This is a genomic window from Mycobacterium sp. 050134 (assembly GCF_036409085.1).
Classification (GTDB): domain Bacteria; phylum Actinomycetota; class Actinomycetes; order Mycobacteriales; family Mycobacteriaceae; genus Mycobacterium.
The window spans coordinates 197,988-218,170 of sequence record NZ_JAZGLV010000007.1; the positions used below are offsets into that span (position 1 = coordinate 197,988).

A 20,183-nucleotide genomic window follows, 5' to 3' on the forward strand; every position below is an offset into this window, starting at 1 on the left:
GCTGCTCAGGAGGTTCGTGGTGGGCAGTCGGCATGACGCGGTGACGACCGTGCGGCTGCGCCTCGACATCGCGGGCCTGGTCCAGGGCGTCGGATTTCGCCCGGCCGTCGCCCGCATCGCGGCACGTCATGGCCTGGCCGGATACGTCTACAACGACTCCGGCTCGGTGCATTGCGAACTCGAGGGCGCGCCCGACGCGGTCGAGGCCGCGATATCCGCGATCAGCGCCGACCGGCCGCCGATGGCCCGCATCGACTCCATCGCGGCCATACCGCTGTCGCCCAATGGGGAGGCCGGGTTCCGGATCGTCGACAGCCGGGTCGGTGAGGCCGGTCGCACCCTGGTGCCGCCGGACATCGCCGTGTGCGCCGACTGTCTGCGCGAACTCCGCGATCCCGCCGATCGCCGGCACGGTCATCCCTTCATCACCTGCACCAACTGCGGCCCGCGCTACACGGTGATCACCGACCTGCCCTACGACCGGCCGTCGACCACCATGGCGCAGTTCGGAATGTGCGCGTCGTGCGCGGCCGAATACGCCGATCCGACCGATCGCCGGTTCCACGCGCAGACCGTCGCCTGCCCCGATTGCGGGCCGCGGCTGGCCTGGCACGGTCCCGGCGACGGGGCGGAGCCGATCGCGGCCGCCGCTCGGGCCCTCGATGACGGTCTCATCGTCGCGGTGAAGGGCATCGGGGGGTTCCACCTGGCCTGCCGGGCCGACAACCCCGCCGCGGTGGCGGCCCTTCGCGCCCGAAAGCGTCGCCCCGCCAAGCCTTTCGCGTTGATGGTCGCCGATCTCGCCGCGGCGCGCAGCATTTGTCACATCGATGCGGCGGCGGCGGACCTACTGCGGTCACCGGCCGCGCCCATCGTCCTGCTGCCCGCTCGTGCCGACGCGGCGCTGCCGTCCGTGGCGCCCGGTCTGTCCGAACTCGGGGTGATGCTGGCGTATTCGCCCGTGCACCATCTCTTGTTCGACGAACTCGGCGCGGCGCCGCTGGTCATGACTTCGGCCAACAGCGGGGGATCGCCCATCGTCTTTCGCGACGCCGACCTGACCTGGATCGACGGGCTTGCCGACGCGGTGCTCACCCACGACCGGCCCATCCATGTGCCCTGTGAGGATTCGGTGCTGACCGTCGACCGCGACGGTGCCGTGGTGCCGATTCGACGGTCCCGGGGGTACGCCCCGCTGCCGGTCTCGGTCGACACCGGCGGCGGTGAGGTGATCCTGGCCACCGGCGGTGACCTCAAGACCACGTTCTGCCTGATGGGCACCGACGGCAAGGCCCACCTGTCCTCGCACCTGGGTGACATGGCCGACCCGCGCACCCAGTCCAACTTCGAATCCGCCGTGCAGCACCTGGCTTTCATGACCGACCGCCATGCCGCCGCGGTCGCCTGCGACCTGCACCCCTCGTACGCCACCAGCAATTGGGCCCGCCGGCGCGACCGGCCAGTGGTGCGGGTGCAGCACCATCACGCGCACGCGGTGTCACTCCTGGCCGAGCATGGACGGCTCGGCACCCCGATGCTTGCGGTCGCCTTCGACGGCACGGGCTACGGCACCGACGGGACCATCTGGGGCGGCGAACTATTGGTGGTGACCGAGCCGGCGGCGTTCACCAGGGCCGGGCACCTGAAACCGTTCGCGCTGCCCGGCGGCGAGGGCGCGGTGCGCCACCCCGGCCGGATCGCGCTCGACCTGCTGCACCGGGCCGGCCTCGAATGGGAGGAGGACATTCCGGCGGTCCGCCACCTCGGCGAGCGGGCGCGCCACGTCCTCGCCCAACAGATACCGCGCGGCATCGGGTGCGTCACCACCAGCAGCATGGGTCGCCTCTTCGACGCGGTCGCCAGCCTGCTCGACGTGTGCCACACCGTCACCTACGAGGGGCAGGCGGCCGTGGAACTCGAGCACCTTGCGCGCCGTGGTCGCGCCGTGCCGCTGGACATCGAGGTGGCCGGGGCGGTGCTCGACCCCGCGCCGCTGATCACCGGCCTGGTGCGTGGCCTGCGGGCCGGCGCGGCGAAAGAGGATCTGGCGGCGGGCTTCCACGCCGCCGTCGTCAGGGCCACGGCGCGAGCAGTCCGTCAGGCGGCGGTCGGCATCGGAACCGTCGGGCTGACCGGGGGCGTCTTCGTCAACCGGCTGCTGCTCGACGGCCTCCGGGAGGAGCTGACCCGCAACGGGTTCGAAGTGCTGACCCATGCGGTGTTGCCGTGCAACGATGGCGGCCTGGCGCTCGGTCAGGCCGTCATCGCGGCGCGGATGCGCCAGCAGCTTCGCGAGAGAGGAGACGCCGGATGTGCCTCGGAATTCCCGGCAAGATAGTCGACACGTGGGATGAGGCGGGCACACGGATGTGCACCGCCGACTTCGGCGGCACCACCAAGACGGTATGCCTCGCCTACCTACCGGACATGCAAGTCGGGGAGTACACGATCGTCCACGCGGGCTTCGCCATCACTCGCCTCGACGAGGCGTCGGCGAACGAAACCCTGCGGATGTTCCACGAGCTGGGCGTGCTCGACGAGGAACTGGCCGGCGACGAGGGCCAGGGCAGCAGGGAGCTGGCATGAAGTACCTCGACGAATTCCGCGACCCGAGTGCCGCGCGCACCCTGGTCGATCACATCAAGAAACGCGCGACCCGAACGTGGACCGTGATGGAAGTCTGTGGCGGGCAAACACATTCGATCATCCGCAACGGCATCGACCAACTCCTGGATGGCGCGGTGGAATTCATTCACGGCCCCGGGTGCCCGGTCTGCGTGACCCCGTTGCAGATGATCGACCGCGCGTTGGAGATCGCGGCCCGCGACAACGTCATCTTCTGTTCCTTCGGCGACATGCTCCGGGTGCCCGGAAGCCGGCACGACCTGTTCAGCGTCCGCGCCCGCGGAGGGGACGTGCGGATCGTCTACTCGCCCCTGGATGCCACCCGGGTGGCCGCCGACAACCCCGACAAGGAGGTCGTGTTCTTCGGCGTCGGCTTCGAAACGACCGCACCGGCCAACGCGATGGCGGTCATCCACGCCGAGCGCCTCGGGCTCACCAACTTCTCGATGCTGGTCTCCCATGTTCTGGTGCCGCCCGCCATGACCGCGATCCTGAGTTCCCCCACCAACCGGGTCCAGGGCTTCCTGGCCGCCGGGCACGTCTGCACGGTGATGGGCACCGGCGAATACGGCCCGCTGGTCGACCAATTCCAGATCCCCATCGTGGTCACCGGCTTCGAACCCCTCGACCTGCTCGAGGGCGTCCGGCAGGTCGTCGACCTCCTCGAAGCTGGAACGCCGGAACTGCGCAACGCCTATCCCCGCGCCGTGACCGCCGCCGGCAACGCCGTCGCGCAGCAGACCCTCGCCGAGGTGTTCGTGGTGACCGATCGGCAGTGGCGCGGCATCGGCATGATTGAGAAATCCGGCTGGTCGCTTTCCCCCCGTTACGCGCAGTTCGACGCCGAATCCAGGTTCGGCGTCGGCCACCTGCAGGTCTCCGAATCCGCGGAATGTCGCAGCGGCGAGGTCCTGCAGGGCCTGCTGAAACCCAACGAGTGTCCGGCGTTCGGGAAGTCCTGCACCCCGCGCAACCCGCTGGGCGCGACCATGGTGTCCAGCGAGGGCGCTTGCGCCGCCTACTACCAGTTCCGCAGGCTCGAGGCGACCGCCCGTGCCTGAGCGACCCGACGGCATCGACCCGGCCGACTGGGTGTGCCCGCTGCCGCTGCGCGACACGAAACGGGTCGTGCTGGGCCACGGCGGCGGCGGCGTCCTGTCGGAAGAGCTCATCGAGAACCTCTTCCTCCCCGCGCTCGGGGCCCCCGCCGGGCCCGCCCGCGACTCGGCACTGCTCGACATCACCGGTGGCCGCGTCGCGCTGACCACCGATTCCTATGTGGTGCAGCCGTTGTTCTTTCCCGGCGGCAACATCGGTGACCTGGCGGTCAACGGCACCATCAACGACCTGGCGTGCAGCGGCGCCCAACCGCTCGCGCTGACGGCCGGGTTCATTCTCGAAGAGGGACTCGAGTTGGACGTGCTCGGCACGATCGCCGAGACCATGGGCAAGGCGGCCGCGAACGCCGGCGTCGCGGTCGTCACCGGCGACACCAAAGTCGTCGCGAAAGGCGGCGCGGACCAGCTCTTCATCAACACCGCCGGGGTCGGCGTGGTGCCCGCCGGCGTGCACATCGGCCCGGAGCGCGCCCGGCCGGGGGACCACATCGTCGTGTCCGGCAACCTCGGCGAACACGGGGTGGCGGTGATGAGTCTGCGCGAGGGCATCGACTTCGGCACCGTGGTCACCAGCGACAGCGCACCGCTGCACCGGCTGGTCGGGGCGATGCTCGCCGCCGGCGGCCCCGCGGTGCACGCGCTGCGGGATCCGACGCGGGGCGGGCTCGTGGCGTCCGTCGCCGAGATCGCGCGCGCCGCCTCGGTCGGCATCGAGCTCGAGGAGGCGAAAATCCCCATCCCCGAGACGGTTTCCTCGGCATGCTCCTTCCTCGGGTTGGATCCACTCCAGGTCGCCAACGAGGGCAAGATCGTGGCATTCGTCGACCCCGAACGCAGCGAGGCGGTGCTCGACGCGATGCGGTCGCGGCCCGAGGGGACGAATGCCGCGGTCATCGGTCGAGTGGTGGCCGAGCATCCCGGCATGGTCGTCGGGAAGACACCATTCGGCACCGTCCACGTGATCGAACGTCAACTCGGCGAACAGCTTCCCCGCATCTGCTGACCCATTGCCGAGTGTGGGCGGAGCATCAACCGCGCGCGGCGTCGATCACCTCGGATGCCGGCGCGACGCGGCGCAACGCCGCGGCGGCGACCGCCGCGGCCGTCAAACCGAGATGCGCGGCGACCTCGGGGCCCGGCCCGCTCTCCCCGAAACGCTCGACGCCGATCACCGCGTCCCAGGGCCTCGCCAGCGCCCGCCATCCGGTGGTCACTCCGGCCTCGATCCACACGACCGGTAGGTCGGGCAGTTCGGTGTCGTCGGCGTCCAGCGCGGCGGCAATGCGTTCGCGCCACATCACGGAGATCACGATCGACGATATCCCTTGGCGTTCCAACATTTCGGCCGCCTCGAGCGCGAGCGCGACCTCCGAGCCGCTGGCCGCCAGTACCACCTGAGCGGCGCCCGCGACCGGCCGCACGACCCGCATGCCGTAGTGGCGGGTGTCGTCCAATCCGGCACCGCCGAGTATCGGCAGATCCTGTCGGCTCAGCACCAACACCGTCGGTCCGTCGGTGTTCAGGGCGGCCAGTTGCCAGGCCAGCGCGGTCTCCGCGGCGTCGGCGGGGCGCAGCACGGTGAGGCCCGGTATAAGCCGCAGCGACTCCAGCTGTTCGATCGGCTGATGCGTGGGGCCGTCCTCGCCGACGTGCACCGAATCGTGCGTGAACACATACACCACAGGCAATTTCATCAGCGCGGAAAGACGCAGGGCGGGCCGCAGGTAATCGGCGAACACCAGGAAGGTGGCGCCGAACGGCCGTAACCCGCCGTGCAGGGCGATGCCGTTCATGACGGCCGCCATCGCGTGCTCGCGGATGCCGAAGTGAATGTTGCGTCCGCCGAAGTCCCCCGGTCCGACGTCGGCGCCCGGTATCCGGGTGTTGGTCGAGGCCGCCAGGTCGGCCGACCCGCCCACCAAACCCGGATAGACGGCGGCCAACGCCGTCAAAGCCGACCCGGACGCCTTGCGGGTGGCCGACTTGCCGCCCGGAGGCCGGCCGTCGGCCAAGGGCGTCAGCACCGACAGGTCGTCGGCCTCGGGAATGGTGTCGAGCGGAAAGTCAGCCGACAGCCGCGGATGGTCGATCTGCCACGCCGCGTGCGTCCGGGCCCATCGGGTGTGTGCCGCGACGCCCCGCGCGGCCGCCACCGCCGCCGTCGCCCTGACGGCCAGCGGCACGTGGAACTGCTCGTCGGGCCAGTCCAGCCGGGCGCGCATGGCGGCCAGCACCTCGGCGCCCAGCGGGCTGCCGTGGGCGCGCGCGGTGCCTTCGACACCGGGCGCGCCGAAGCCGATGGTGGTCCGCACCCTGATGAAGGTGGGCCTGCCGTCCCCCCTAACGGCCTCGGTGAACGCCGCGTCCAGGGCGGGCACGTCGTTGCCGTCGTCGACACTGAGCACCCGCCAGCCGTAGGCGGCGAACCGGCCCTCGACGTCGTCGGCGCAGCTTTGTGAGGCGGGCCCGTCGATGGTGATGTCGTTGTCGTCGAAGATGACGACCAGCTTGCCCAGCCGCAGCCGCCCGGCGAGCGATGCGGCCTCGTGGCTGATGCCCTCCATCAGGTCGCCGTCTCCGGCGAGCACCCAGGTGCGGTGGTCGACCACGGTGTGTTCGTCGGTGTTGCACCGGGCGGCGAGCATCTGCTCGGCCAGGGCCATCCCGACGGCGTTCGCAATCCCTTGTCCCAGAGGGCCGGTGGTGGTTTCGACGCCCGGCGTGTGACCGTACTCGGGGTGCCCGGGGGTCAGGGACCCGAGTTGGCGGAACCTGCGCAGTTGGCCGAGCGGCAGGTCGTAGCCGAAGAGGTGAAGGAGGCCGTACAGCAGCATCGAACCGTGGCCGGCGGACAATACGAAGCGGTCGCGGTCCGGCCAGCGCGGGTCCGCCGGATCGTGGCGCAGGTGGCGCGACCACAGCGTCCACGCTATCGCGCTGGTGCCCAGCGGCAGCCCGGGATGTCCGCTGTTGGCGGCCTCGACGCCGTCGGCGGCGAGAAACCGCAACGTATTGATGGCCAGCCGGTCCAGTTCCTCGGTGCGGGCGGGCGAACCGGTCGAGGGCGACGGGCCCGAGTCGGGGCCGGTCGCCGTCCTGGGTGCGACGCTCACTGTGGCACCAGCCTTTCGTTGGTCAAGCGGGCGGCGGCCGCGCGCAGTGCGTTCGCGCGGTCGGTCATGCTCGGCCCGGCGAACAGGGCCGAACCGGCGCAGAACACGTCGGCCCCGGCCGTCGCGGCACCGGCGATGGTTCCGGGCCCGATGCCGCCGTCTACCTCGAGCTCGACGGCCATTGCGCGGCGGTCGATTTCGGCCCGGGCGGCCGCGATCTTGGGTTCCATGGCGGCCAGGTAGCGTTGGCCGCCGAATCCCGGGTTGACCGTCATGATGAGCAGCAGGTCGGTGAGGTCCAGGACATCGAGGACCGCGGCCAGCGGCGTGGCCGGGTTGAGCGCCACGCCGGCGCGCGCGCCGAGGTCTCGGATGCTCGACAAGGTGCGGTGCAGGTGCCGGCACGCCTCGGCGTGCACGATCACCACCTCGCAACCCGCATCGACCCACCGCGGCAACATCGCGTCGGGATCCTCGACCATCAGGTGCGCCTCGAAGCCGATGGCGACCCGGTCGCGGCACGCCGCGATCACGTCGGGCCCGAAGGTCAGGTTGGGGACGAACCGGCCGTCCATGACGTCCCACTGGATGCGGTCGACGCCGGCCCGCTCGATCTCCGCGACGTCGCGGCCTAGTTCGGCGAAGTCGGCCGGCAGCACGGACGCGACCAATAGTGGGGTCACCGCTCAATACCTTCCGTCAGGACTTGGCCGCCACGTTAGGGCCGTCAATCCGAATTCCAATCCCCCAACGCGGGGAAATTCGGGGGGACGCCCATGATCCCCGATGATCGATGAAATGAGATGACTGCGTACGCGATCGCCATTATCGTGTTCGCATGATTGGGGTCACCGCCACGCCGATTACCGCGCCCGTTCGAGTGGTATTGGTCGACGACCACGAAATGGTCATCGAGGGCCTCAAAGCCATGCTCGCGTCGTTCAAGAACCGCGTGCGGGTCGTCGGCGAGGCGGTGGGCGCCGAAAACGCCATGACGGTGATCACGACGCTGGAGCCCGACATCGTCCTGTGCGACGTGCGGATGCAGGGGGCCAGCGGACTGGACCTCTGCCGCACCATACGCGAACGCAACCGCGCCAGCAAAGTGATCCTGCTTTCGGTCTACGAGGACGAGCAGTACCTGTTCCAGGCGCTACGGGTCGGCGCCTCCGGCTATCTGCTCAAGGGCATCAGCAGCGACGAACTGGTGCGCCAGCTCGAGTACGTCCACCGCGGCTCGACGGCCATCGATGCCGGCCTGGCGGCGCGGGCCGTCGACACCGCCGCGCGGCTGCAGCGCGACGAGTTCTGGCCGGGCGCCAGGCAGGGGCTGAGCCAGCGCGAGAGCGAGATCCTCTCGTTCGTGGTCGCGGGGCTGTCCAACCGGGGCATCGCCGGCAAACTCATCATCGGCGACGAGACGGTCAAGAGCCACCTGCGTTCCATCTACCGCAAGCTGGGCGTGAGCGACCGCACCGCCGCGGTGGCCGTGGCGCTGCGCGAGGGAATCTATCGGTGACGGGGTCGGTGCGGGGCCTGGTGGACGCCGACCGCGAGGTTGCGCTGCTGCTCGACATCATCGCCGCAACCGGCAGCGGCCCGGCCGTCGAGCCGGTGGCCGCCGCGGTGGCCCGGCTGATCACCGCGGCGACGGCATCCGACGTCTGTTTTGTGCACGTGCTCGACGACTCGGGCGCCTCGCTCACCCTGGCGGGCGCGACACCGCCCTTCGATCAATACATCGGGCAGGTGCACCTCGGGCTTGGTGAGGGCGTCTCGGGCTGGGTGGCCCGGCAGCGCGAACCCGTCGTCATCACCAGCGGCAAGGACGAGGACCCGCGCTATCTGCCGATCGCGGCGTTGCGCGGCTCCGACTTCACGTCGATGGCCTCGGTGCCCATGGAGGCCGGGTCGGGCCGCCTCGTGGGCGTGCTCAACGTGCACACCGTCGCCCGCCGCGACTTCACCGAGCGCGACATCCAGCTGTTGTCGGCCATCGGCCGGCTGACGGCGGGTGCGGTGGATCAGGCCCGCGTGCACCGGCAGCTGGCGGCGCGGGAGCGGGTGCACGGAAACTTCGCCGAACAGGTGATCGCCGCGCAGGAGTCCGAGCGCAGGCGGCTGGCCGGCGACATCCACGACGGCATCTCCCAGCGTCTCGTCAGCCTCAGCTATCGGCTCGATGCCGCCGCCCGCGCGGTCGACATCGACGACTCCGCCGAGGCCGGTCAACAGCTCGAAAAGGCCCGCGACCTCGTCGACCTCACGCTGGCGGAGGCCCGTTCGGCCATCGGCGGCCTGCGGCCGCCCGTGCTCGACGACCTCGGCCTGGCGGGCGGCCTGGCCAGCCTGGCGGCGACGATCCCCGAGGTGGACCTGCACCTGGAGCTGGCCGACCACCGGTTGCCCGAGCACCTCGAGGTGGCCCTTTACCGCATCGCGCAGGAGTGCCTGCAGAACGTGGTCAAGCATTCACGCGCGATGACCGCGACCGTGCGATTCGCCGTCGACGCCGGAACGGCCCGGCTCGAGGTGGCCGACGACGGAATCGGCATCCGTGGCTTCGATGCCTCGTCGAGCCCCGCGCCCACCAGCTACGGCATGCTCTCGATGACGGAACGCGCGGAGCTGGTGGGCGGTCGGCTGACCGTGCGGTCGGTGACGTCGGGGCCCGCGTCGGGAACCACGGTCGCGGTGACGATCCCGTTGGGCGGCCCGGGCTGTGCGGATCAGGCCGGCTGAAGCTGGTGCCGCAGGCGCACGGCGTCTGCGTTGGCCGACACGTGACTTGACAGCGCCTCGTGCGCCGAGCCGATGTTGGTCTCGTCGCCGTGCCACGCCGCCAGCGCGGGGGACACCAGGGCCCGCCCGAACGAGAACGTCAACGGCCATGGGGTGCGGTGCGCCTGCAGCGCCGTGAGGTTCGTGGTGGCACGAGCCGGAGATTGCCCGCCCGAGAGGAAGGCGACGCCGGCGAGGTTGGCCGGCCACGCCCGCAGCACCGAGACCGTGGCCTTGGCGACCTCTTCGGCCGTCGCCGGGGTCGGGTGGTCTTCGCCCTCGATCACCATGTTCGGTTTGAGCACGATGCCGGCCAGGTCCACGCGCAGCAAGCTCAGCTGCTGACGCACCGCGGCGTGCACGTCGGCGGTCACTTCCGCGCAGCGCGCGAGGCCGTGGTCACCGGTCATGAGGACCTCGGGCTCGACGATCGGCACGATGCCCGCCTCCTGGCAGGCCGCCGCGTAGCGGGCCAGCGCGTTGGCGTTGGATGCGATCGCACCCCAGCTCGGCGTGGAGTCGGTGATGGCGAACACCGCCCGCCACTTGGCGAAGGCCGCGCCCAGCTCCGCGTACCCGGCCAATCGGGAAGCCAGCCCGTCCAGCCCCTCGGTGATGGTCTCTCCCGGCAGGCCGGGGCACGGCTTGGCGCCGATGTCGACTTTGATGCCGGGGAGCATGCCCAACTCGCGGACGGCCTGGGCGAAGGGCCGGCCATCGCTCAGGACCTGCCCCAGGGTCTCCTCACAGAAGATGATCCCGGACACGCCGTGGGCCAGGTTGGGCGTGGTGACCAGGATTTCCCGGTAGGTGCGGCGCGCGTCCGCGGTCGGGGTGACGCCCGCCTTCTGGAGGCGGGCGGACATGGTCGCGACGCTTTCATCGGCGGCCAGGATGCCCTTGCCGGGCGCGGTCATGGCCGCGGCGATCTCTCTGCAGGTGTTCATCGGTCCCTCCGGTTCGTGTTGGCGAGTGCGCACACGGTATGGGCGGCGTGGAAGCGTCGGCCTCACCCGCACGGTGGATCCGCGGGGGTATCCGAAACGTTGAACTATTTGGTTCAGGGTTGGCGCTTAATTATCGATAGACAACTTCAGTGTCGCCTGCCACGATTCGAGCCATGACAGACAGATGGAACGCGGGGGTGATCCCCTACGCGGAGATGGGTTACTGGCAGCCGGACTACGTTCCCAAGGACACCGACGTGTTGTGCGCCTTCCGGATCACCCCCCAGGAGGGCGTGCCCCCGGAGGAGGCGGGCGCGGCGGTCGCCGGCGAATCGAGCACCGCCACCTGGACGGTGGTGTGGACGGATCGGCTCACCACGTTCGAGCACTACCAGGCCAAGTGCTACCGCGTCGACGCGGTGCCCAACGCCGCCGGTCAGTGGATCGCCTGGATCGCCTACGACCTCGACCTGTTCGAGGAGGGCTCGATTGCGAACCTGACCAGTTCGATCATCGGCAACGTGTTCGGGTTCAAACCGCTCAAGGCGCTCCGCCTGGAGGACATGCGGATTCCGGTCCACTACGTCAAGACGTTCCAGGGGCCGGCCCACGGCATCGTCATGGAGCGCGAGCACCTCAACAAGTTCGGCCGGCCGCTGCTGGGCGCCACCACCAAGCCGAAGCTCGGGCTCTCCGCGCGGAACTACGGCCGCGTCGTCTACGAGGCGCTGCGCGGCGGGCTGGACTTCACCAAGGACGACGAGAACATCAACTCGCAGCCGTTCATGCGGTGGCGAGACCGCTTCCTGTTCTGCATGGAGGCCGTCAACCGCGCGCAGGCCGCGACCGGGGAGATCAAGGGCCACTATCTCAACGTCACCGCCGGAACGATGGAGGAGATGTACGAGCGGGCGAACTTCGCCGCCGAGCTCGGGTCGGTGGTCGTCATGATCGACCTGACGATCGGCTACACCGCCATCCAATCGATGGCCAAGTGGGCCCGCGACAACAGCGTCATCCTGCACCTGCACCGGGCCGGTCACGGCACCTACACCCGGCAGAAGACCCACGGTGTCAGCTTCCGTGTCATCTCGAAATGGATGCGGCTCGCCGGGGTCGACCACATCCACGCCGGAACCGTCGTCGGCAAGCTCGAGGGCGACCCCAACACCACCGCCGGCTTCTACGACACGCTGCGCCTGGACAGCGTCGCCGCCGACCCGGTCAAGGGCTTGTACTTCGACCAGGAGTGGGCGTCCATGCCGGGCGTCATGCCGGTCGCGTCGGGCGGCATCCACGCGGGCCAGATGCATCAACTCATCCACTACCTGGGCGAGGACGTGGTGCTGCAGTTCGGCGGCGGCACGATCGGCCACCCGATGGGAATCGCCGCCGGTGCCGAGGCCAACCGCGTCGCGCTGGAGGCCATGATCAAGGCGCGCAACGAGGGCCGGGACTACTTCAAGGAGGGTCCGGACATCCTCAAGAAGGCGGCATCGCGCAACCGGGCGCTCGACACCGCGCTGGCCACCTGGGGCGACATCACCTTCAACTACGAATCCACCGACACCCCCGACGTCGTCGCGACGCCGACCCGCGTCTGACCCATCAGGAGCACCATGCGAATCACCCAGGGCACCTTTTCCTACCTGCCCGACTTCACCGACGAGGAAATCACCGCGCAGATCGACTACGCGCTCGGGCATGGGTGGCCGCTGTCGGTGGAGTTCACCGACGACCCGCACCCGCGCAACATCTACTGGGAGATGTGGGGCCTGCCGATGTTCGACCTCAAGGACGCGGCCGGGATCTTGCTGGAGGTGAACGCGTGCCGGGCGGCCAATCCCAACAGCTACGTGCGGCTCAACGCGTATGACGCCAGCCTGGGCCGGCAGACCACCGCGTTGTCGTTCATCGTGAACCGGCCGGCCGAAGAGCCCGGCTTCCGCCTGGAGCGCGCCGAGCGGGCCGACCGCCGGATCGGCTACACCACCTCGGCCTACGCCACCGAGCGGCCCGTCGGCCGGCGATACGGGTCGCCGTGACCCGCATCGCGTTCGGCGAGCGCCCGGAAACAGAGTCCTCGACCGACCGGGAGTGTGAGCGCCTGCCCGACGACGCGGTCGTCGACCTGGGCGCGGCGCGGGCGGATTCGGGCGTCGACGAAGTGCTGTCCGCGCTGGATCGCGACCTCGTCGGCTTGGCACCGGTCAAGACCCGCGTCGCCGAGATCGCGGCGCTGCTGCTGGTGGATCGCGCGCGTGAGCGGTTCGGGTTGCGGGCGCCGCAACCCACGCTGCACATGTGCTTCACCGGCAACCCGGGCACCGGGAAGACCACAGTCGCCATGCGGATGGCCGATCTGCTGCACCGGCTCGGATACCTGCGGCGCGGGCATCTGGTCTCGGTGACCCGCGACGACCTGGTCGGCGAGTATGTGGGGCACACCGCGCCGAAGACGAAGGACGTCATCAAACGGGCGATGGGCGGCGTGCTGTTCATCGACGAGGCCTACTACCTGTACAAGGCCGAGAACGAGCGCGACTACGGCGGCGAGGCCATCGAGATCCTGCTGCAGGTCATGGAGAACAACCGCGACGACCTGGTGGTGATCCTGGCCGGCTACACCGACAAGATGGACCAGTTCTTCTCGGCGAACCCCGGGATGCAGAGCCGCATCGCCCACCACATCTCGTTCCCGGACTACTCCACCCGCGAACTCGAGGACATCGCCGGCCTGATGCTCGACGCCCTGGGCTACCGGTTTTCCGATGAGGCCCGCGGCGCGCTGCGCCAGTACCTGCACCGGCGGCGCGACCAGCCGTGGTTCGCCAACGCGCGCAGCGTGCGCAACGCCCTGGAGCGCGCGCGCCTTCGGCACGCGCGGCGACTGCTGGAGCAGCCCGACATGCCGGTCGGGTTGTCGGCACTGACCACCATCGAGGCGGTAGACCTGTTGGCGAGTCGGGTGTTCGACGCCGACGCAGGGCGGGGGACAGTCGCAGTATGACGACGAACGCGCGCCTGCGCGCGCTGGTCGAGGTGGCCGACACCGGTTCCGTGCGCGGCGCCGCCGAACGCCTGGTGGTCAGCGAATCGTCGATCTCCTCGGCGCTGCGGGCGCTCAGCAACGACATCGGCATCACGCTGGTGGACCGGCACGGCAGGGGAGTGCGATTGACGCCCGCGGGGTTGCGGTATGTCGAGTACGCCCGCCGAATCCTCGGCCTGCACGACGAGGCCATCGTGGCCGCGCGCGGCGAGGCGGATCCTGAGAACGGCTCGATCCGGCTCGCGGCGGTGACCTCGGCCGGAGAATTGCTGATCCCGGCGGCGCTGGCGTCGTTTCGCGAGGAGCATCCCGGGGTGGTGCTGCATGTCGAGGTGGCCGCCCGCAACGCGGTCTGGCCGATGCTGTCGCGACACGAGGTCGACCTGGTGTTCGCCGGCCGCCCGCCCGAGGACTTGCGCGCGAAGGTCCGGGTCCGCGCGGTCAGCCCGAACACCCTGATCGTGGTCGGGCGGCCGGACCTCGCCGACGGATTCACGCCGGCATCCGCGACGTGGCTGCAGCGGGAACCCGGTTCGGGGACTCGGTCGACGTTGATGACGCTGCTCGACGACCTGAACGTCATACCGCCGCAACTCGTGCTGGGTTCCCACGGCGCGGTCGTGGCCGCGGCGGTGGCGGGCCTGGGCGTGACGCTGGTGTCACGGCAAGCGGTGCAGCGCGAGCTGGAAGCGGGCGCTCTGGTGGAGCTCCCCGTCCCGGGGACGCCGATCAAGCGCCCGTGGCACGTGGTCAGCCAGCCCACCCCGCCCATGGCCACCGAGCTGCTGATCGGTCATCTGGTGTCGCATCGGGAGCTTGGTTGGCGCCAGGTGAGCGCGGTGCGCCGCGCCTCCTAGGTCGGTGTCAACGCCGCAGCGTGTCCGATGGCGACTCGCCCCACCGCTTTCGGTATTCCACGGCGAAGCTGCCGAGGTGGTTGAAACCCCATCGCTCGGCGACGGCGGTGACGGTGATCCCGTCGGCGGGCATCGCGTCCATCAGTTCCGCGTGCGCCCGCTCCAGCCGGCGCTCGCGAACGTAGGTCATGGGCGTCATGTTCAGCTCCTCGCGGAAACCCTGCTGGATCGACCGAACGCTCATGTGTACCGCGTTGGCGAGGCCTTCCATGGTGATGCGCTCGGCCAGATGGTCGTCGATGTAGTTCATGGCGTCGTGCACGACGGCCCGCCGCGGATCGGGTTGGGCCGGTTGCAGGATCTCCTCGTGATAGTTGGACGGTTGTAGCTGCAGCAGGGTGCTCATCACCAGTTCCTCGATCGCGCCGATGCCCTGGCCGCGCTGGATCAGCGATCCGGGGTGGAACACCTCGCTGTGGATCAGCTGGACCGCGGTGTGCCAGCGCATCGCGGCCTCGCTCGCCAGGTCGAAATCGGGCTCGAACTCCAGTGGCTTGTTGAGGCTACGGCCCAGCAGCCGGGTCAGGTGGGCGGCCATCGCCCGCTGCTCGATCCGGATCAGCAGGTGTGGGGAGTCGTGGTCGAACACCACCCGCAACGCCTCGCCGGGGCTGGTCACCAGCGCCCGGATCGTGTTGGCTTCGAAGGCGCGGCCCCGGTGATTGACCAAGGCGCGTCCGTTCATCGGCATGTGCACGCCGAAGTACTGCCCGAGCATGGGCACGTCGACGGTGGCCGCGACGTGCAGGTCGAGGTACAGCATGCTGACGTTCCGCAGCCGCACGCCGTGCATGGTGGCAGCAAACCCCGCGACGTCGTCGTGCCCGATCTGCAGCGACAACGGCGCCAGGGCCTTGGCGAGCAATCGCATGGCCTCGGTCGGGTTCTCGGTATAGAAGATCTCGTTGTCCTCCAGCGCCGGCGGGACGCCGCGGGAGCGCACCTTGCGCCGCACCGGATTCGCCGTCCGGCGGATGTCGATATAACCGAGCCGGGTCAGTCGCGACACGGCGGATGCCCTGCTCGCGGCCCTGGGCGGGGCGCGCCGAATCGTGAGGTGTCCGTTAAAGAGTCCGCGGTGATCATGCAAGCCTCCCACTAGCCGAGCGCGCGCCAACGCGCCTAACTCTTCGCAATCGTGACAGCTGCTGCGCGAAAGCGATAGGCACGGTTCAAACTTGCCGATAGCTTGTGATCGGGCCCACAGCGTGGCCCACTTCCATCGGGACAGCCCCCCGGTGGCCGAGGAGGTCCCATGTCGGCAAACGGTCACGTCGTCGAACTGTCGCCGGCCGACCGACTCCGCGAGCGGCTCGACGATCCGGCGGTCGCCGCGTCGCTCAACAGCCTGCTCGACCACGCCGACCTGCTGGCGATCCTGCTCACCGGCCTGGACGGCTTCACGCGCCGCGGCGACGAGATCACCGAATCGCTGGCATCGGCCGTGAACGAGCTCCGCGGCGCGTCCCTGACCGCCAACGCGCCCTTGTTCGACCAGGTCAGGTCCGAGCTGGGATCCATCGACGTGCAGGCGCTCGCCGCGAGCGTCGCATCGCTGGCATCCGTCCTGGTGGCGGCGACACCGGCGTTGAACAACGTCCTGAGATCGCCGCTGCTCGACCCCGAATCGGTCGACGTCGTCTCGGGGCTGGGTCGGGCGTTGATCGAAGGAAAGGCCGCCGCCGCGGCGGACCCCGGTGGTCCGAGGGGACTGTTCGCGCTGTGGCGAGTCACCAAGGACAAGGACGTCAGCCGGGGTCTCGGCTTCCTGATCCAAGTCGCCCGGGCATTCGGGAAACATCTCCCGCAATAGCAACGATCTTCAGCCCAATTTCGAGAGGAGTTCGAATGGCTTCGGTTTTATGGTTTCAGGGCGGCGCGTGTAGTGGAAATACAATGTCATTTCTCAATGCCGAAGAGCCTAATGTCGTCGACCTGATCGTCGATTTCGGGCTTGATCTGCTCTGGCACCCGTCATTAGGCCTCGAGCTCGGCAAGAATGCGCAAAAGGTCTTCTGGGATTGCGCCAACGGTGACCGGGCCCTGGACATCTTCGTGTTTGAGGGCACGGTCATCGAGGCGCCCAACGGCACCGGCCGGATGGACATGTTCGCCGACCGTCCGATGAAGGACTGGGTCACCGACCTGGCCGCCGCCGCGCAGATCGTGGTGGCCATCGGTGACTGCGCCTGCTTCGGTGGGATCCCGGCCATGGAGCCCAACCCGTCGGCGTCGACTGGCTTGCAGTTCCACAAGCGGGACAAGGGCGGCTTCCTGGGTCCCGACTTCCGCTCCAAGATGGGGCTGCCGGTGATCAACATTCCGGGCTGCCCGGCCCACCCGGACTGGATCACCCAGGTCATCGTCGCGTTGGCGACCGGTCGCGCCGGCGACATCACGCTGGACGAACTGCACCGGCCCGAGACGTTCTTCAAGACGTTCACCCAAACCGGTTGCACCCGTGTGCAATTCTTCGAGTACAAGCAATCGACGATGTCGTTCGGCGAGGGCACCCGCACCGGTTGCCTGTTCTACGAGTTCGGGTGCCGCGGACCCATGACCCACTCGCCATGCAACCGGATCCTGTGGAACCGGCAGTCGTCGAAGACGCGCGCCGGCATGCCGTGCCTGGGCTGCACCGAACCGGAATTCCCACACTTCGATCTCGCGCCCGGAACCGTGTTCAAGACGCAGAAGGTCAGCGGCATGATCCCCAGGGAGGTCCCGGAGGGTTCGGACCACCTCACTTACATGGCGCACGCCGCGGCCGCGCGCATCGCCGCGCCGCAGTGGTCCAAGGAAGACATGTTCGTTGTCTGACGACCACGACGGCGACCAGACAGCGATAGCCCCGGTAGTGCAACAAGTTTTGGCAAGTCCCAGGAAGGATCATTCATGACAGCGCTCGACCTCTATGTCAGCCCACTGGGCCGCGTCGAGGGAGACCTCGACGTTCGCGTCACCGTGGAGGACGGCGTCGTCACGTCGGCCTGGACCGAGGCCGCGATGTTCCGTGGCTTCGAAATCATCCTGCGCGGCAAGGACCCGCAGGCCGGCCTGATCGTGTGTCCGCGCATCTGCGGCATCTGCGGCGGCAGCCACCTGTACAAGTCGGCGTATGCGCTCGACACCGCGTGGCGCACGCACATGCCACCCAACGCCACATTGGTGCGCAACATCTGTCAGGCGTGCGAGACGCTGCAGTCCATCCCGCGCTACTTCTACGCGCTGTTCGCGATCGACCTGACCAACAAGAACTACGCCAAGTCCAAGCTCTACGACGAGGCGGTCCGCCGGTTCGCCCCCTATGTCGGCACGAGTTACCAACCGGGCGTGGTGCTTTCGAACAAGCCCGTCGAGGTGTACGCCATCTTCGGTGGCCAGTGGCCGCACTCGAGTTTCATGGTGCCCGGCGGGGTGATGTGCGCGCCGACGCTGTCCGACGTCACCCGCTCGATCGCGATCCTGGAGCACTGGAAGGACAACTGGCTGGAGGCCCGCTGGCTCGGTTGCAGCATCGATCGCTGGCTGGAGAACAAGACCTGGGAGGACGTGCTCGCCTGGGTCGACGAGAACGAATCCCAATACAACAGCGACTGCGGCTTTTTCATCCGCTACTGCCTGGACGTTGGCCTGGACAAGTACGGAGCCGGCGTCGGCAACTACATCTCCACCGGGACATACTTCGACCCGGCACTGTATGAGAACCCGACCATCGCCGGGCGCAACGCCGCGCTCATCGGCCGATCCGGTGTGTACGCCAAGGGGCAGTGGTACGAGTTCGATCAGGCCAACGTCCGCGAGGACGTCACGCACTCGTTCTACGAGGGCAGCCGTCCGCTGCATCCCTTCGACGGTGAGACCATTCCCATCGATCCGGAGCAGGGCCGCAAGCAGGGCAAGTACAGCTGGGCCAAGTCGCCCCGGTACGCCGTCGGCGACCTGGGCAACATCCCGCTGGAAGCCGGCCCCCTGGCCCGCCGCATGGCGGCCGCCGGTCCCAACGCCGCGCCACACCAGGACAACGACCCGCTGTTCGTCGACATCATGAACAAGATCGGGCCCAGCGTCATGGTTCGCCAGCTTGCCCGCATGCACGAGGGCCCCAAGTACTACAAGTGGACCCGCGACTGGCTCGACCAGCTCAACCTCAAGGAAAGCTTCTACTCCAAGCCGATCGAACACGCCGAGGGCATGGGCTTCGGCTCGACCGAGGCCGCCCGCGGCGCCCTCTCGGACTGGATCGTCATCGAGGACAACAAGATCAAGAACTACCAGGTGGTGACTCCCACCGCCTGGAACATCGGCCCGCGCGACAGCGGGCAGGTGCTCGGTCCGATCGAGAGCGCCCTGGTCGGTTCCCCGATCGTGGACCCCGAAGACCCGGTGGAACTCGGTCACGTGGCGCGCAGCTTCGATTCGTGCCTGGTGTGCACAGTGCACGCCTACGACGGCAAGACGGGTAAAGAGTTGTCCCAGTTCGTCATCAACGGGATGGTCTGACCCTGACCGGGTACGATTGCGGCTTGGGATCCGCCGAAGCCCCCGACGACCTCGAACCCCCTGGGTGCGCGGTACTGGTGGTCGGCTGCGGCAACCTGCTTCGCGGCGACGACGGGGTGGGGCCCGTCCTGGTCCGCCACCTCTGGGAACGCGGCGTGCCCGACGGGGCCCGGTTGGTCGACGGCGGCACCGCGGGCATGGACGTGGCGTTCCAGATGCGCGGCGCGCAGCGGGTGGTCATCGTCGACGCGGCGGCCACCGGCTCCGCGCCGGGCACCATCTTCAAGGTGCCGGGCGCCCAACTGGCGGACCTACCGCCGTTGCAGGGCCTGCATACCCATTCGTTCCGCTGGGACCACGCCATCGCGTTCGCCCGCTGGGCGCTCGGCGACGACTGCCCGACCGACATCACCGTCTACCTGGTCGAGGTCGAGGGCGTGCAGCTGGGCGCGGACCTGTCCGCACCGGTGCAGGCGGCGCTGGAGCTGGTGATCGACCGGATCGAGGCCGACCACCTGGCCCCGCTGCGGCCGGCCGCGGCGTCGGACGCGACCGTCGAATTCACCGCCGACGGCTACCTGCGGCTGGACGCCGCGCTGGCGGCCAGCCGATTTCCTTCCGACGCGGTGGCCGCCGTCGTCCGCGACGGCGACCTCTGGCTGATCCCGCTGCGGGGGCCACGCAGCGGCGGACTGCTGTTGAAACAGCGCAACCCCGCGGGTGACCGTTCGGTGCTGATTCGCGAGGTGATTGCCGACCGCGCAATTGCAGGCGTCGCTGGTGCATCCTGGGACGATGAAACCAAGTCGCTGCGCATTTCGTTGCGGGGCCGGCGGGAGCCGCCGGGGTGATCCTGATGGTTGAGCGGCCGGCGGACGGTGGGCGACCGGAGCGACCCCCGACGGTGGTGCGCGCGGACAGCTCGGCCGACGAGGCGCTGGATGTTCAGACCGTGGTGGTCGAGGAGCGCGGCCGTTGGTTCGTCGAGATCGTCGTGGTGTTCGCCGACGGCGTGGTGCGCAAGCGAATCGACGGTCACCCCACCAAGCGCCGTGCCGAGCTTTCGGCCGGCCTGATCAAGCGGGCCGCCGAACGCAATATCCGAGGACCGCTCAATGGATGAGATT

At 69.0% G+C, this 20,183-nt stretch carries 19 protein-coding genes; 15 read left to right on the forward strand and 4 right to left on the reverse strand.

The annotated features are described in order from the left end of the window. Positions 1-19 precede the first annotated feature (19 nt). The 4 genes from hypF to hypE are packed head-to-tail and all read left to right on the forward strand — an operon-like array spanning position 20 to position 4,746. Positions 20-2,338, forward strand: coding sequence for a carbamoyltransferase HypF (hypF, locus tag SKC42_RS10570; protein WP_330964244.1), 2,319 nt, complete (start codon positions 20-22; stop codon positions 2,336-2,338). Then, positions 2,311-2,586 (forward strand): HypC/HybG/HupF family hydrogenase formation chaperone, encoded by a 276-nt coding sequence (locus SKC42_RS10575; RefSeq protein ID WP_330964245.1) that lies wholly within the window; start codon positions 2,311-2,313, stop codon positions 2,584-2,586. Before hypF ends, SKC42_RS10575 begins: the two co-directional genes overlap by 28 nt. Beyond that, complete coding sequence (gene hypD / locus SKC42_RS10580; RefSeq protein WP_330964246.1) at positions 2,583-3,686, forward strand: hydrogenase formation protein HypD; 1,104 nt, start codon at positions 2,583-2,585, stop codon at positions 3,684-3,686. Before SKC42_RS10575 ends, hypD begins: the two co-directional genes overlap by 4 nt. Continuing rightward, the gene (hypE, locus tag SKC42_RS10585; RefSeq protein ID WP_330964247.1) at positions 3,679-4,746 is read left to right on the forward strand and encodes a hydrogenase expression/formation protein HypE; all 1,068 of its coding nucleotides are present in this window, start codon (positions 3,679-3,681) and stop codon (positions 4,744-4,746) included. Before hypD ends, hypE begins: the two co-directional genes overlap by 8 nt. Before the next feature lie 25 nt (positions 4,747-4,771). Here the strand turns inward: hypE and tkt are convergent, their stop codons facing one another. Further along, complete coding sequence (gene tkt / locus SKC42_RS10590; RefSeq protein ID WP_330964248.1) at positions 4,772-6,856, reverse strand: transketolase; 2,085 nt, start codon at positions 6,854-6,856, stop codon at positions 4,772-4,774. Further along, a complete protein-coding gene (gene rpe / locus SKC42_RS10595) occupies positions 6,853-7,539 on the reverse strand; it encodes a ribulose-phosphate 3-epimerase (protein ID WP_330964249.1) in 687 nt (228 codons plus the stop codon). Before rpe ends, tkt begins: the two co-directional genes overlap by 4 nt. Before the next feature lie 155 nt (positions 7,540-7,694). Between rpe and SKC42_RS10600 the strand changes: the two genes are divergently transcribed. Further along, positions 7,695-8,375, forward strand: coding sequence for a response regulator transcription factor (locus SKC42_RS10600; protein WP_330964250.1), 681 nt, complete (start codon positions 7,695-7,697; stop codon positions 8,373-8,375). Further along, positions 8,372-9,598: a GAF domain-containing sensor histidine kinase gene (locus SKC42_RS10605; RefSeq protein WP_330964251.1), complete on the forward strand. Its 1,227-nt coding sequence runs from the start codon at positions 8,372-8,374 to the stop codon at positions 9,596-9,598. Before SKC42_RS10600 ends, SKC42_RS10605 begins: the two co-directional genes overlap by 4 nt. Here the strand turns inward: SKC42_RS10605 and SKC42_RS10610 are convergent. Beyond that, entirely contained in the window at positions 9,586-10,584 is a 999-nt protein-coding gene (locus SKC42_RS10610; RefSeq protein WP_330964252.1) for a class I fructose-bisphosphate aldolase, read from the reverse strand. The two genes, SKC42_RS10605 and SKC42_RS10610, sit on opposite strands and share 13 nt — an antisense overlap. 173 nt (positions 10,585-10,757) lie before the next feature. Here SKC42_RS10610 and SKC42_RS10615 point away from each other — a divergent pair, with 173 nt between their 5' ends. From SKC42_RS10615 to SKC42_RS10630, 4 genes are read left to right on the forward strand one after another with little or no spacing between them, the layout of a single operon-like run. Next, the gene (locus SKC42_RS10615) at positions 10,758-12,188 is read left to right on the forward strand and encodes a form I ribulose bisphosphate carboxylase large subunit (RefSeq protein WP_330964253.1); all 1,431 of its coding nucleotides are present in this window, start codon (positions 10,758-10,760) and stop codon (positions 12,186-12,188) included. Between the two features lie 15 nt (positions 12,189-12,203). Next, on the forward strand, positions 12,204-12,629 hold the full coding sequence (locus SKC42_RS10620; RefSeq protein ID WP_330964254.1) for a ribulose bisphosphate carboxylase small subunit: 426 nt from the start codon (positions 12,204-12,206) through the stop codon (positions 12,627-12,629). Beyond that, positions 12,626-13,594 carry a CbbX protein gene (cbbX, locus tag SKC42_RS10625; RefSeq protein ID WP_330964255.1) on the forward strand — a complete coding sequence of 323 codons (969 nt, stop codon included), beginning with the start codon at positions 12,626-12,628 and terminating at the stop codon, positions 13,592-13,594. Before SKC42_RS10620 ends, cbbX begins: the two co-directional genes overlap by 4 nt. Beyond that, entirely contained in the window at positions 13,591-14,493 is a 903-nt protein-coding gene (locus SKC42_RS10630; protein ID WP_330964256.1) for a LysR family transcriptional regulator, read from the forward strand. Before cbbX ends, SKC42_RS10630 begins: the two co-directional genes overlap by 4 nt. Positions 14,494-14,500: 7 nt before the next feature. Here SKC42_RS10630 and SKC42_RS10635 read toward each other — a convergent pair whose 3' ends face one another. Then, complete coding sequence (locus SKC42_RS10635; protein WP_330964257.1) at positions 14,501-15,562, reverse strand: AraC family transcriptional regulator; 1,062 nt, start codon at positions 15,560-15,562, stop codon at positions 14,501-14,503. A 246-nt stretch (positions 15,563-15,808) separates the two neighbouring features. Between SKC42_RS10635 and SKC42_RS10640 the strand changes: the two genes are divergently transcribed. From SKC42_RS10640 to SKC42_RS10660, 5 genes are all read left to right on the forward strand, one after another. Next, positions 15,809-16,366 carry a DUF1641 domain-containing protein gene (locus SKC42_RS10640; RefSeq protein WP_330964258.1) on the forward strand — a complete coding sequence of 186 codons (558 nt, stop codon included), beginning with the start codon at positions 15,809-15,811 and terminating at the stop codon, positions 16,364-16,366. A gap of 35 nt (positions 16,367-16,401) precedes the next feature. Next, positions 16,402-17,373, forward strand: a complete 972-nt coding sequence (locus SKC42_RS10645) for a hydrogenase (RefSeq protein WP_330964259.1) — start codon at positions 16,402-16,404, stop codon at positions 17,371-17,373. A 75-nt stretch (positions 17,374-17,448) separates the two neighbouring features. Next, positions 17,449-19,056, forward strand: a complete 1,608-nt coding sequence (locus tag SKC42_RS10650; RefSeq protein ID WP_330964260.1) for a nickel-dependent hydrogenase large subunit — start codon at positions 17,449-17,451, stop codon at positions 19,054-19,056. 77 nt (positions 19,057-19,133) lie between these two features. Then, positions 19,134-19,907, forward strand: a complete 774-nt coding sequence (locus SKC42_RS10655; protein WP_442932090.1) for a hydrogenase maturation protease — start codon at positions 19,134-19,136, stop codon at positions 19,905-19,907. Positions 19,908-19,912: 5 nt separating this feature from the next. After that, positions 19,913-20,179: a hypothetical protein gene (locus tag SKC42_RS10660; protein ID WP_330964262.1), complete on the forward strand. Its 267-nt coding sequence runs from the start codon at positions 19,913-19,915 to the stop codon at positions 20,177-20,179. Positions 20,180-20,183: the final 4 nt, after the last annotated feature.

Bases quoted from the DNA above. Each gene is read 5' to 3' on its own strand.
- SKC42_RS10620 (WP_330964254.1), top strand. From the start codon at position 12,204: ATGCGAATCACCCAGGGCACCTTTTCCTACCTGCCCGACTTCACCGAC.
- hypD (WP_330964246.1), top strand. From the start codon at position 2,583: ATGAAGTACCTCGACGAATTCCGCGACCCGAGTGCCGCGCGCACCCTG.
- SKC42_RS10640 (WP_330964258.1), top strand. From the start codon at position 15,809: ATGTCGGCAAACGGTCACGTCGTCGAACTGTCGCCGGCCGACCGACTC.
- SKC42_RS10610 (WP_330964252.1), bottom strand. From the start codon at position 10,584: ATGAACACCTGCAGAGAGATCGCCGCGGCCATGACCGCGCCCGGCAAG.
- SKC42_RS10615 (WP_330964253.1), top strand. From the start codon at position 10,758: ATGACAGACAGATGGAACGCGGGGGTGATCCCCTACGCGGAGATGGGT.
- SKC42_RS10630 (WP_330964256.1), top strand. From the start codon at position 13,591: ATGACGACGAACGCGCGCCTGCGCGCGCTGGTCGAGGTGGCCGACACC.
- SKC42_RS10650 (WP_330964260.1), top strand. From the start codon at position 17,449: ATGACAGCGCTCGACCTCTATGTCAGCCCACTGGGCCGCGTCGAGGGA.
- SKC42_RS10600 (WP_330964250.1), top strand. From the start codon at position 7,695: ATGATTGGGGTCACCGCCACGCCGATTACCGCGCCCGTTCGAGTGGTA.
- SKC42_RS10645 (WP_330964259.1), top strand. From the start codon at position 16,402: ATGGCTTCGGTTTTATGGTTTCAGGGCGGCGCGTGTAGTGGAAATACA.
- SKC42_RS10660 (WP_330964262.1), top strand. From the start codon at position 19,913: ATGGTTGAGCGGCCGGCGGACGGTGGGCGACCGGAGCGACCCCCGACG.
- SKC42_RS10575 (WP_330964245.1), top strand. From the start codon at position 2,311: ATGTGCCTCGGAATTCCCGGCAAGATAGTCGACACGTGGGATGAGGCG.